This window comes from Streptomyces sp. NC-S4 (genome assembly GCF_054353315.1).
Genome location: NZ_CM135937.1, coordinates 8,501,269 through 8,513,834, shown reverse-complemented (window position 1 = coordinate 8,513,834; position 12,566 = coordinate 8,501,269). Strand labels below are relative to the sequence as shown.

Annotated in this window: 11 protein-coding genes; 9 read left to right on the top strand and 2 right to left on the bottom strand. The window is 73.3% G+C overall.

Annotation, left to right across the window (positions count from 1 at the left end; all coding sequences use genetic code 11):
• Positions 1-370: 370 nt before the first annotated feature.
• The 7 genes from ACXNSR_RS38165 (at position 371) to ACXNSR_RS38135 (ending at position 6,435) form a co-directional block, all read left to right on the top strand.
• A complete protein-coding gene (locus tag ACXNSR_RS38165) occupies positions 371-997 on the top strand; it encodes a class I SAM-dependent methyltransferase (RefSeq protein WP_458639922.1) in 627 nt (208 codons plus the stop codon).
• On the top strand, positions 997-1,245 hold the full coding sequence (locus tag ACXNSR_RS38160) for a hypothetical protein (protein WP_458639921.1): 249 nt from the start codon (positions 997-999) through the stop codon (positions 1,243-1,245). Before ACXNSR_RS38165 ends, ACXNSR_RS38160 begins: the two co-directional genes overlap by 1 nt.
• Positions 1,246-1,270: 25 nt before the next feature.
• Positions 1,271-2,143 carry a PhzF family phenazine biosynthesis protein gene (locus ACXNSR_RS38155; RefSeq protein WP_458639920.1) on the top strand — a complete coding sequence of 291 codons (873 nt, stop codon included), beginning with the start codon at positions 1,271-1,273 and terminating at the stop codon, positions 2,141-2,143.
• A 97-nt stretch (positions 2,144-2,240) separates the two neighbouring features.
• Positions 2,241-3,503, top strand: coding sequence for a serine hydrolase domain-containing protein (locus ACXNSR_RS38150; RefSeq protein WP_458639919.1), 1,263 nt, complete (start codon positions 2,241-2,243; stop codon positions 3,501-3,503).
• Positions 3,504-3,816: 313 nt separating this feature from the next.
• Entirely contained in the window at positions 3,817-4,557 is a 741-nt protein-coding gene (locus ACXNSR_RS38145; RefSeq protein WP_458639918.1) for a cyclodityrosine synthase, read from the top strand.
• Entirely contained in the window at positions 4,547-5,731 is a 1,185-nt protein-coding gene (locus ACXNSR_RS38140; RefSeq protein WP_458639917.1) for a cytochrome P450, read from the top strand. The genes ACXNSR_RS38145 and ACXNSR_RS38140 overlap by 11 nt, the downstream gene beginning before the upstream one ends.
• Before the next feature lie 173 nt (positions 5,732-5,904).
• Positions 5,905-6,435 carry a hypothetical protein gene (locus ACXNSR_RS38135; RefSeq protein WP_458639916.1) on the top strand — a complete coding sequence of 177 codons (531 nt, stop codon included), beginning with the start codon at positions 5,905-5,907 and terminating at the stop codon, positions 6,433-6,435.
• Between the two features lie 63 nt (positions 6,436-6,498).
• Here the strand turns inward: ACXNSR_RS38135 and ACXNSR_RS38130 are convergent, their stop codons facing one another.
• Positions 6,499-7,407, bottom strand: coding sequence for an aminoglycoside phosphotransferase family protein (locus tag ACXNSR_RS38130; RefSeq protein ID WP_458639915.1), 909 nt, complete (start codon positions 7,405-7,407; stop codon positions 6,499-6,501).
• Positions 7,408-7,549: 142 nt separating this feature from the next.
• Between ACXNSR_RS38130 and ACXNSR_RS38125 the strand changes: the two genes are divergently transcribed.
• The gene (locus tag ACXNSR_RS38125) at positions 7,550-10,813 is read left to right on the top strand and encodes an amidohydrolase family protein (RefSeq protein WP_458639914.1); all 3,264 of its coding nucleotides are present in this window, start codon (positions 7,550-7,552) and stop codon (positions 10,811-10,813) included.
• A gap of 116 nt (positions 10,814-10,929) precedes the next feature.
• Positions 10,930-11,886, top strand: a complete 957-nt coding sequence (locus ACXNSR_RS38120) for a nucleotidyl transferase AbiEii/AbiGii toxin family protein (protein WP_458639913.1) — start codon at positions 10,930-10,932, stop codon at positions 11,884-11,886.
• A 7-nt stretch (positions 11,887-11,893) separates the two neighbouring features.
• Here ACXNSR_RS38120 and ACXNSR_RS38115 read toward each other — a convergent pair whose 3' ends face one another.
• A complete protein-coding gene (locus ACXNSR_RS38115) occupies positions 11,894-12,535 on the bottom strand; it encodes a hypothetical protein (protein WP_458639912.1) in 642 nt (213 codons plus the stop codon).
• Between the last annotated feature and the right edge of the window lie 31 nt (positions 12,536-12,566).

Genomic DNA, 12,566 nt, shown 5'->3' with positions numbered 1-12,566 from the left:
CCGGAAGCCTAGGCCCCGCTGTCAAGCCACGGGATTTCGGGCCGTGAGGTGCTCTTCTCCATCCATCTCACTGGAATGGAAATGCCACCGGGTCGGACAGGAGAAGCCCATGCGCATCGTGACCACCATTGCCGTCACCGTCGTCGTAAATATTCGCCAGCGTCATGTACATGCGACACATCTCGAGAACCGCCTGCCGAGATCGTTACATTGCCCCGACCTTCCTCCACCACGAAATCGATTCACTCCGCATCGAAATGGCTTACGGCGTTGTGCTGGGCGTGAGCCTGGTACTGCTCAACAGATTGAGACGTCCCCAGGTCCGGCCTCGCCCGGCCGGGCCCGGTGTCGCCGCGCCGCGGGAGTGGGCGTGCGCACGGACGCGGTGATCGATGCGTCGCAACGTCCCGAGGAGGGGGTTCTTCGGGACGGTTCCGGGGAGGGACCGATGACGGTGACGGCATTCGACACGTCCGAGCGTCGCGCGCGGGCCGATTACGGCAGCTTCGGCAAGATCTGCGCCGGTGTGGTGCCCAGGCTGCTCGACGCCGCCGGGATCGAGGCGGGCATGAGCGTGCTCGACGTGGGGACGGGCACGGGGACCGCCGCCGCGGCGGCGTGCGGGCGGGGAGCCGAGGTGAGGGCGGTGGACGCCGAGCCGAGCATGGTCACTGTTGCCGCCCGCAATGTGCCGACGGCCGACGTGTGCCTTGCCGTACTGCCGGAACTTCCCTTCGCCGACGACGCGTTCGACGCGGTGATCGGCAACTTCGTCCTGAACAACTTCGGACGACCGCTTTCGGCACTGCGGGAGCTGCGGCGGGTGCGCGACCGGGCGGGCGGATCGCGGTCACCGTCTGGGCAGCGCCCGCAGCCGCCGGCCAGACCTTGTTCGGGCGGGCCGTCGGGGCGGCCGGGGTCGGCCGCCCCGCCCATCTGCCGGCACTGGCGCCGGACGACGACTTCCCTCGCGACGAGCGGGGCTTCGCCGCACTGATGGCCCAGGCCGGCGTGCGGGAGGCCGCCTTCGAGTCCCTGCTGTGGGACCACCGGACCACTCCCGAGGAGTGGTGGAGCGGTCCCGCCGCCGGGATCGCGACGATCGGGCAGCTCCTGCGGAGCCAGTCGCCCGAGGTCATCGCGACCGTCAAGGGGCACTTCGACCTGCTGTGCGCGGAGTTCACCGACCGCGACGGTGTGCTCGTGCTGCCGCATGCCGCGCTCATGGCACACGGCCGCGCGTAGAGCCGGGCCCGGTAGCGTCGCCGCCATGCGCTACCACCACGTCGACGTCTTCACCGACCGCCCCTACAGCGGCAACAGCCTCGCGGTGTTCCCCGACGCCGATCCGCTGACCGCAGCCCAGATGGGGGCGATCACCCGGGAGCTGCGGCACTTCGAGTCCGTCTTCCTCATGCGCGACGGCTCACCCGGGCGGCCGCGCACACGGCGGGCGCGCGTCTTCGACCTCGCGGGGAAGCTCGACTTCGCCGGGCACCCCCTCATCGGCGCGGCCGCCGTCCTGCACTTCCTCCACGGCGCGGCCGACCACGAGTCCTGGACCCTGCGCCTGCCCGAGCGTCCGGTGGAGGTCGCCACCGAACACCGCGGCCCGGGCCGGTACGCGAGCCTCCTCGACCAGGGCCCGGCAGCCTTCCTCGGCCGCCCCGACCCCGGCGGCCTGGCCGCCCTCTTCGCCCTCGACCCCGGTGACCTGGACCCCGGACTGCCCCCGGAAGTGGTCTCCACGGGCCTGCGCTACCTGGTGCTCCCCGTACGCGGCGACGCGCTCGCCCGCGCCCGCGTCACGCGACCGCTCGACGCACCTCTGGCCCGCCTCGGCGCCGAGTTCGCCTACCTGCTGGACGCCGCGGCCATGGAGGGCAGGCACTGGAACAACGACGGGATCCTGGAGGACGTCGCCACCGGCAGCGGTGCGGGGTGCGCAGCCGCCTACCTGCGCAGCCACGGACGCATCGGCGCCGCGGAGCCCCGCCCGCTGCGCCAGGGCCGCTTCACCGGCCGCCCCAGCACGATGACCGTCAGCGCCGACGGCCACGGGCGGGACATCCGCTCGGTACGCGTCGGCGGCGGAGTCGCGCTCGTCGGGGAGGGACGCCTGCGCGAGCTCCCGCCGTGCTGAGGCTCCCCGGCGGCGGGCGGCTCGTCTCGCGACCGGGGGCCCGGGCGCCTAGCCTGATGGTGTTGCCCGGGGCCCTCGGACGGCGGGAGACCATGCCGTGAAGCCAACCCCCCTCCGGCTGCGCCGGGCCTGCGCGGCCGCCGCCGCGACAGGAGTGCTCATCGCCCCGGCCGCCGCGGGTTCCGCGTCCGGGACGTCCGTTCCCGGGCGGCCCACTCCCGTCTCCGCGGCCGCCACGACCAGCCCCGCCCCGACCACGCCGTCCCCGGACACCGGTACGGGCTTCACACCGCTCACACCGGCCGTCGCGGCGCAACTGGACGCGGCCGTGCGTCGGGTCATGCGCGAGGCGCAGGTGCCGGGCGTGACGGTCGGGCTGTGGGCCCCCGGCAAGGGGAGCTACGTACGGTCCTTCGGCGTGGCGGACAAGGCGACCGGCGCGCCGATGATTCCCGACCTCCACGTGCGCATCGGCAGTGAGACCAAGACGTTCACCGTCACCGCCCTCCTCCAGCTCGTCGACCGGGGGAAGGTGGGGCTGGACGACCGCATCGGCGACTTCGTCGCGGGGGTTCCGAACGGGGACCGCATCACCCTGCGGGAACTGGCGGGCATGCGCAGCGGGCTCTTCAACTACAGCCTGGACGAGGCCTTCGTCAAGAAGTTCGAGGCAGCGCCGGAACAGTCCTTCACCCCACAGCAGTTGCTCGACGTCGCCTTCGAGCACCCCGTGCTGTTCGAGCCCGGCGCGGAGTTCGACTACAGCAACACCAACCTGATCCTGCTCGGCCTGGTGGTGGAGAAGATCACCGGCCGGCCGCTCCACGAGGTCGTCACCGAGGACGTCCTGGGGCCGGCCGGGCTCCGCAGCACCGTCTTCCCGACGAGCCCGGCGCTGCCGGCGCCCTACGCGCACGGCTACACCGACCAGACGGCCTCGGGCAAGGTCGAGGACTCGACCCACTGGAATCCGTCCTGGGCCTGGGCCGCCGGGGAGATGGTCTCCGACCTCCAGGACCTGCGCAGCTGGGCCCGCACCCTCGCGACCGGCACGCTGCTGAAGCCCGCGACCCAGGCGGAGCGCCTGAAGACCACCCCGATGGACATTCCGGGTGCCGGCTACGGACTGGGCATCTTCGACGTCCAGGGCTGGATCGGCCACAACGGCTCGATCCCCGGGTACGAGGTCCTGCCCGTCTACCTGCCGTCGGCGCAGGCGACGATGGTCATCGCCCTGAACACCGACAGCCAGTACAAGGGCCAGGAGCCCAGCACCCTCTTCGGCGAGGCGGTCACGAGCATCGTGACCCCCGATCACGTGTATCCCGGCCACAAACCGGTCGCGCCCAAGTCCGGCTGAGATCCTCCGACCCGGCCCGGAAATGCCCCGGGCACAAGCGGAGCCCGAACGGCCGTCAACGCCTCCTCCCGGCCGGAATCGATTGGGAGAAATTCCGATCGGCCGACCGATTCCACATCGGTGACCGCTGCGGAAACTCCCGGTAAATCGCGGCCAACAGAGCTTCAACGGGGCGGAATCGGCCGCCGCCAAAGGATGCCCGGGTCAACTGTCCTGTCCGACAGATGAGTTACTACCCAGAAGACATGGAACGTCGCTCACAGTTCGGGTAGCTTTCCTTCACGTCGCCGCCACACCCGGGGCACAGGGCCCCATGGGACTAGCGGCGCAAAGGACCCGACCCCTGTTGACGACAGCAACCGAAGTCTTCACAGTCCGGCCGTACACCCCGCATTGCCAGGTGATCAGCACCGAAGGCGATCATGCCGTCATCGGCATTTCCCCGGGGAACAGTTACTTCTCGGCCCAACGTGTCAATGACCTTGCCCACTGGGGCCTGCGCAACTTCGAGCAGGTCGACCTCATCTACACCGACATGCACGTGGCCGAGATGTACGAGGCTCTCGGCTACGGCGAGGACGAAGCGCGCCGGAAGGCGGTGAAGAACCTGCGCGGCGTCCGCGCCAAGGTGAACAACGCCGCCGCGGAGGCCGATCCCACCGGCGTCCGCCTCCGCGCCCGCCCGATGTCTTCCCTCACCGACATCCCGGCCTACCGGGCGCTCCACCGTCACCTGACCACCCTGCTGGACACCGACCCGGAGTTCCGCAAGACCAGTAACACCTTGGTCGACGCGTTCCTCTCGTCCAAGGTCCTGAACGGGAAGGCCGCCACCACACGGCAGCGCGACGTGTGCCTGGAGTACGTCTGCGCCGAAATGCCGCTCTTCCTCGACACGCCGGCCATTCTCGGCGTGCCGTCCTCCCTCAATTGCTACCACCAGCTCCTGCCCATGGCGGAACTGCTCTACTCACGCGGCTCGGGCCTGCGCGCCTCGCGCAACCAGGGTCACGCCATCATCACCCCCGCCGAAGGAGCCCCCGATGTCCGCTGACACCCTGCTCGACTTCCCCTTCTCCGCGCGCGGCGACCAGCTGCCGCCCGAGATCGAGGAGCTGCGCGCCGAGCCGGTGAAGCGGGTGCGCACGATAGCCGGTGACGAAGCCTGGCTCGTCTCCTCCTATCCACTGGCCAAGCAGGTCCTCGAGGATCCCCGGTTCAGCCTGAAGGACACCTCGGCCCCCGGTGCGCCCCGCCAGTACGCGCTGACGATCCCGCCCGAGGTCGTCAACAACATGGGCAACATCACCGGCGCGGGACTGCGCAAGGCCGTCCTCAAGGCGATCAACCCGAAGACGGCCGGGCTCACCGACTGGATGCGCGCCCAGGCCACCGGCCTGGTCGACAGTCTCCTGAGCCACGGGGCGCCCGTCGACCTGCGCGGCCAGTTCACCAACCCGTACGCCGAGAACCTGCACTGCCGTATCCTCGGCATCCCCGAGTCCGACGCGCCGCGGCTGGCGGCCAGCCTCGACATCGCGTTCATGAACTCGGCTTGCCCGGTCACCGGCGCCAAGCTCAACTGGGACCGCGACATCGCCTACATGGTGGAGCGCCTCGACGACCCCACCACCACCGGACTGATCGCCGAGCTCGCCGCCCTGCGCGACGACCCCGAATACGACCACCTGACGGATGAGATGCTCGCCACCGTGGGCGTCACGCTGTTCGGCGCGGGGGTCATCTCCACCATGGGCTTCCTGACCATGGCGATCTTCTCCCTGCTCCAGAACCCCGAGATGTGGGAGCGGCTGCGCAAGGAGCCGGAGAAGATCCCGGCCGCGGTGGACGAACTCCTGCGCATCAACCTGTCGATCGCCGACGGCCTGCCCCGGCTCGCGCTGGAGGACGTCACCCTCGGCGACGTCGAGGTGAAGAAGGGCGAGCTGCTGCTCGTCCTGGTCGAGGCCGCCAACACCGATGCGGACGTGTACCCCGACCCCCACGTCGCGGACATCGACCGGCCGAACGCCGGCACGCACCTCTCCTTCGGCGGCGGACAGCACTACTGCCCGGCCACCGCGCTCGGCAAGCGGCACACCGAGATCGCCATCGAGGTGCTCCTGGAGAAGATGCCCGGCCTCGCGCTCGCCGTACCGGTCGACCAGCTCGTCTGGCGCACCCGCTTCATGAAGCGCATCCCGGAGCGCCTGCCCGTGCTCTGGTGATCGCATGGGCGCGCGGGACGGCCGCGCCCGCCCGATGACGGCCCCGGCCGGGGGGAATCCGGCCGGGGCCGTTGCCGTACCGGACAGATGTGCCGCTCGGCCTGCGCGGACCCGGCTCCCCCTGCTGAAGTGTGAGCCGTCAGGACACCCATCCGGAGAAGGGGAAGATCCTCATGCGCAGTCGAGTCCGCGGCACCCTCGCCACCGCCCTCGTCGGCACCACTGCGGCCCTCGTCGCCCTGCTCGTTCCCGGTACCGCGCAGGCCGCCCCGGCAAAGCTCAGCCACGCGTCGGCCGTGAGCAGGCTGAACGCGACGGGCGGCATCGGCCTGTCCTCCAGCGGTGGTTGCAGTGACCGGAACAACGGCACGTGCACCTCGCTGGAGCAGGTCAACGCAGCCACCATCAGCGACGTCAGCACCCTGCGCAACGCGAGTCACTGCGCCCTCACCATCACGGGCGGCACGGAGGTGGGGCACGCCTCGGGCACCTACAGCCACTGGAACGGCTACAAGATCGACTTCAGCCCGACCAGCTGTGTCAGCAACTACGTCACCGGCAGCTTCACCCGGATCGCCAACCGCGGTGACGGCGCCGCCCGTTACCGCTCCGCCGCGGGCAACGTCTACGCCCGGGAGAGCAACCACTGGGACGTCACCTTCTGCGGCGGCAGCCCGGCCTGCACCGCCGCGGCCAGTTCCTGAGCGCACCCGCCCGCCGGACGGCGGGCCCGGGGCCGGCGCACCCGCGCCGGGCCCGGGCGGCCCTCACCGCATGTCCTCCCCCAGCACCTCCCGGATCACGTACCGGGCGTTGGCGGCCATCGTCCGGTTCGTCGTGCGGTAGTAGGGCAGCGCGTTCAGCGCCTGCGAGAGCGTCCGCCCCCGGCCGCGGCGCCAGGTCGCGTCGTCCACGCCGAGCTCCTCGCGGAAGACCGTCCGCGCACCGGCCGGCAGCAGGTTCCACGCCGGGAACAGATCGCAGGCGGGATCTCCCACCCCCGCGCAGCCGAAGTCGATGACCGAGGTCAGCCTGCCCCCGTCCACCAGCAGGTTGCCCGGCGTCAGATCGCCGTGCAGCCACACCGGCGGCCCGTCCCACTCCGGGGCCCGCAGCGCGTCCTCCCAAACGGCGGCCACGGCATCGCAGTCGACGCCCTCCTCCGGGATCCCCCGCAGCTCCTCGATCGCCGCCCGGGTCGGCGCGTCGAGCAGGGCGAGCGGCCCGCCCCGGTAGGCCATGGGGGGCGCCGGCAGCGTGATGCTCCGCATCGCCGACACGAAGGCGGCCAGGTCACGGGCCAGCGCCACCGGCTCGTGCAGCGCCCCGGCCTCGGGGTTCTCCCCCGCCAGCCACCGGTAGACCGACCACGACCACGGGTAGCCCTCCGCGGGCTCCCCGGCCCCGAGCGGCTCGGGAACGGCCACCGGCAGCCGGGGCGCGAGGCGGGGCAGCCATTCCCGCTCGGTCGCCACGTCCTCGGCCCCGTCCGCCAGCATCGGCAGCCGTACGACCATGCCGTCGCCCAGCCGGTACATCTCGTTGACCGTGCCGCCCGACGGCAGCCGCTCCACGCTCAGCCCGGCCCACCGGGGGAACTGACCGGCTATCAGACGGCTTACGAGGTCCTCGTCGACGGGGTGCGCACCGGCGTGCATCGTCTGTGCAGTACTCATGGAGCCTCATCCGATCGCCGGCCGCCCACGAGGTCAAACCCTTTTCCCACCGCACCCGCGCACGGCCCCGTTGCCCGACCGGGGTCGTGATCGTTTACGTGGCTGACGGGACATCAGGGACAGTCACCGACGGACGGGGCGAGTGATCGGGTTGCGAGTTGCGCGAAGGACCGTACTGCAGGCGGCTTCGGCCGGCGCCCTGACGGCGCTGCTCGGCCGCGCGTCCGGGGCGGCGGCCGTCCCGGACGCCGCCGCCGGTGAACCGGTCCGGCTCCGCTTCACCCGGGCGACCAACGGAGCGGCCACCGCCTCCGCCACCGGGGACCGGGTCGTCGCCGAGGTCCAGGGCGTCCTGTGGTCGCTGCCCCCGGACGGCTCGCCCGCGACGGCACTGACCCCGCCCGACCTGGAACCCGGCCGGCCGGTGTTCTCCCCCGACGGCCGCCGGGTGGCGATGAGCGCCTACCGGGGCGGCACCTTCCACATCTGGGTGATGAACGCGGACGGCTCCGCCCTGCGCCCGCTCACCGACGGCCCGTTCGACCACCGCGCGCCCGCCTGGTCGCCGGACGGCCGCACCCTCGCCTTCTGTTCCGAACGCGGCGGTGACCCGGTGGCCGGCAGCCCGTACCGGATCTGGACCGTCCCGGCGGCCGGCGGCCGCCCGCGCCGGCTGACGGGCCTGCCCGGGCAGGAGGGCCCCGGCCAGGACGGGGAGTGGGAGGACTTCGACCCGGTCTGGTCGCCGGACGGCTCGCGCGTCCTGTTCGTACGCGGCACACCCACCGGGGACACCCTGACCGCCCGGACCATCGCCTCCGTCGCCACCGCCTCCGCCGCCACCGCCGCCCCTGCCTCCGCCGCCCCTGCCTCCGCCGCCACCACCGGACCCGGTGCCGGAGGCCCGGGAGCGGGCCCGGTCCGGGTCGAGCACACCGCCACCGACGGCAGACTGCTGGCTCCCGCGCTCTCCCCGGCCGGACGCACCGCCTGGCTCTCCGCGGCTCCCGGCCCCCGCAAGGCCGAGACCCTCACGCTCTTCGCCGACGGCCGTCCGGTCCCCCTCGACGGTGACCTCGCCCCCGCTCCCCCGCGCTGGATCGGCGACGACCGGCTGCTGATCACCCTCGACGGCCGGTTCCGGGTGATCCGCCCCCACCGGGACGACGGCGACGGCGACAGCGTGATCCCCCTCGACGCCACCCTCGAAGTGTCCCGGCCCCGCTACCGAGTCAAGGAGTACGTCCTGGAGGCCGAGCGGAGCCTTCCGGTCCGGGGTATCCACCTGCCCGCCCTGTCCCCCGACGGCCGCAGCGTCGCCTTCGCCGCACTGAACGCGCTGTGGGTCGCGCCCGTCACCGGCGCCTCTCCCCGCAAGATCGTCCAGGCCCCCGTCACGGCTTACGTCCAGGGTCCGGTGTGGAGCCCGGACGGCCGCGCACTGGTCTACACCGACGACCGCGACGGCCTGAACACCGTGCGCCGCCGGGAACTCGACAGCGGCCGGGAGAGCGTCCTGGCCGCGGGCGGCCGCGTCTACGGGGTGCTGTCGCCCGACGGCAGCAAGCTCGCCGCCCTCGACCTCGCCGGGCGGCTCCTCGTCCGCGACCTCGCGACCGGGACCGAGACGGCCCTGGTCGCGGCCCTCGGCGGCGGCGGTCTGCCCGGCCCGCCCAGCTGGTCGCCCGACGGCCGCCACCTCGCCCTCTGCGACCGCAACCGGCTCAGCCGGCGCTTCCGCGAGGGCTACAACCTCATCCGGATCGTCGACACCGGCACCGGGGCCGGCCGCCTGCACGCGCTCGCCCCGCACGCCTCGCTCGCGGACCGCTACGCCTCCGGCCCGGTCTGGTCCCCCGACGGCCGCTTCCTGGCCTGCGTCGCCGAGTCGGCCCTCTGGCTGCTTCCCGTCGGCCCCGACGGCGCCCCGACCGGACCGGCCCGCCGCCTGACCGACGAGCCCGCCGACCACCCCTCGTGGTCCGCCGATTCCCGCACCCTGCTCTACCAGTCCGGTGCCCGGCTGCGCCTGCTCGCCCTCGACGGCGCGGGCGCACCGGCCGGAGCGCCCCGGACCGTGCCCGTCTCCCTGAACTACCGGCGCCCCGCGCCCGTCGACACCGTCGTGCACGCGGGACTGCTGTGGGACGCCACCGGCTCCCCGCCCCGCGCCGACGTCGACATCCTGATCGGCGGCGGCCGGATCACCGCCGTCGAGCCGCACCGGCCGGGCCGCCGCGCCACCCGCACCGTGGACTGCTCCGACGGCACGGTCCTGCCCGGCCTGTGGGACGCGCACGTCCATCCGTACCCCTACACCTACGGGGCGCGCCAGGGTGCGCTGCACCTGGCGTACGGGGTCACGACCGTGGTCTCGCTCGGCGGTTCGGCCTATGAACAGGCCCGGCTGCGCGAGGACATCCGGGCCGGGCTGCTCGCCGCGCCCCGCCTGCTGGCGGGCGGGGAGCTCCTCGACGGCTCGCGGGTCGCCTACAGCATGGGGCGCGCCCACCGCACGCGCGCCGGGTTCGCCCGCTCGCTGGCCCGGGCCGCGGCGCTGGACTGGGACTTCGTCAAGACGTACGTACGGGCGCCCTACGCCTACATGGCCGAGGCGGCCCGCTTCGCGCACGAGCGGCTCGGTGTCCTGGCCGGCTCCCATCTGTGCGCCCCCGGCATCCGGTCCGGCCAGGACCTGACCACGCACCTGGTGGCGACCGAGCGGGCCGAGTACGGGCACGGTGCGACCCCGCGGGGATTCACGTACCAGGACACCCTGGAGGTCTACACGCGCGGTGGTTTCGACCTGATCGCCACCCCCTTCACGGCACTCCCGCTGATCGGCGCCGATCCGGCGCTCGCCGACGATCCGCGGGTTTCGTCCCTGATGCCGCCGTGGGACGTGGCGGCCGTCCGGGCTTCGGCCGCCGGGCCGCCGAGCGCGGAACAGAGCGCGGCGCTGGAGCGGGAGGTCGACTTCTACCGCCGTGTGATCGAAGGCGGCGGGCGCCTCGCGCTGGGCACCGACGCGCCGCTCACCCCGGTGGGCCTCCACCTCCACCTCGCCCTGCGGGCCCTGCACCGGTACGGCCTGACGCCCGCGGCGGCCCTGACGACGGTGACCTCGGCCCCGGCCCGGATGTTCGGCGTCGCGGACCGGCTCGGTACGGTCGAGCCCGGCCGGATCGCCGACCTCACCCTCGTCGGCGGCGATCCGTTCACCGACTTCGACGACCTGGTCCGGGTACGGGCGACCGTCCGCGGCGGGATCCTGCGTGAACGCCCGTCCCTGGAGCGTGCCTTCACCCCGTCCGCCGCGCCGCCCGACCGCGATCCGGACCCGGCCGGGTGGCGCGCGGTACTGGACCAGATGCTGCGCGACGGCTGCTGCCCGCCGCACGCGTAGGTGCGGGGCCGCGGGCCGTACTGCCACGCGTCGCACGACCAGGCGCAGCACCCTGGTCCGATGAGCCGTTGCCGGGCCCGGTCGGCCCTGTCAGTGGTCGCGCCTACAGTCGCCGCATGACGGTGAACGACCGGACGGCGGCTGGGCCCGGCCGCGCGGCCCTCGACCAACTCCTGCGGCTGATAGCGGAATCCGCGTGGGGCGACGAGCTGGTCCTGCGCGGCAGCATGGTCATGCCCGCGTGGGTCGGTGGCCGGGCCCGGCCGCCGGGTGACCTCGACTTCGTCGTGCCGCCGCCGTCGCCGGTCCCCGTCGACCGGCGGGACCCCCACCCGTACGTCACGGCGTACGACACCGTGCAGCAGTGGCCGGAGGCCGCGGACGGTGCGGCCCGCTACGAGATCTGGGTGGACGGGGAGGAGGAGTTCGAGACGCGGGGGCTGCGCGCGAACGTCCCGCCGGAGGGCCTGGTCTGGCAACCGGAGCCGGAGCCCGCGGACTTCCCGCCGTACGAGGACCTGCTGGAGCTGGTCCGCGACCGCCCGCGGGCCGCCGCGGGCGTCCTGCTGGACGCGGACGGGGCGCGCCGGGACGGTACGTGGGCCTACGCGTACACGAACGGCGGGGACGGGCCCGCCGGGATCAGGGTCCTGATCCCGTGGCGGGCGGACTCCGGCCCGGTGGGGGTCGCGCAGTTGGACTTCTCCTGTGACGAGCGGCTGCCCGAGGCACCCGTCTGGACGGCCGTACCGCGCGGCGACGGCGGGGTCACGGTGGCCCGGACGGCGAGCCGCGAACTGTCGCTGGCCTGGAAGCTGCGGTGGCTGGTGGCGGACGCCGCGGCCGAGGACGGTCCGCGGTGCAAGGACCTGTACGACGCCGTGCTGCTGGCGGAGGCCTGCCGGGGGCGGCCCCTCCGGGAAGCGCCGCCCGGCCTGGCCGGCGTACGGGTGGACGAGCGGGCGTGGCAGCGCTTCCGCGCGGCCCACCCCGGGGTACGGGGCTCTGCCGCCGACTGGCTCGTCCGACTCGGCACCGCGCTGCCCCCGGCCCCGGCCCGGGCCGGCCGGTAGCGGCCGGTCAGGCTCCGGCGTCGGCGGTCCGCCAGCGGCGCAGTCCGATGCCGGAGAGTTCGATCAGTTCGCCGCGGGCCAGGTCGTGGTGCGTGGGACGGAATCCGGCGAGGGCGCCGAGGCGGGTGCCGGTGGTGGGGTTCCAGATCTCGAACCCGGATTCCGAGGAGGAGAACAGCAGCCCGTCCGCGGCGAAGAAGCGGCCCTTGGGGCCGCCGAAGGCCGCGATCTCGGCGGGCTCCCCCATTGCGCCGGCGCCGCCCGGTCCTCGGCGGCCGAGGTCGAAGACGCGGGCCCCGGGCACCAGTTCCTCCTCGTCGTCGCCCAGTCCTTCCAGCACGAGGCGGTCCTCGTCGAGCCACACGATCGAGCGGTCCCAGTAGTACGCGCAGGCCGGCAGGCCGGCCCAGCCGATGTCCCCGGCCCAGGCGCTTTCGCCTTCGGTGAGCCACTGGTCCAGGTTCCAGGCGACGGGCCGCCCGAGGGGGTGCCACACCCAGGCGTCCGAGGCGATCCGGGTGCCCGCCGGGCTGGGGTGCAGGGCGCCGTGGAAGTGCCCGGAGGCCCAGCACGGTCCGCTGCCGTCGCCGTGCGATGACCACGGACTCCCCGCCGACCCGGACGTCCAGCGGACCGAGAACTCGCACACGCACCATGACCGGCCCAATGTGTCAACGGCC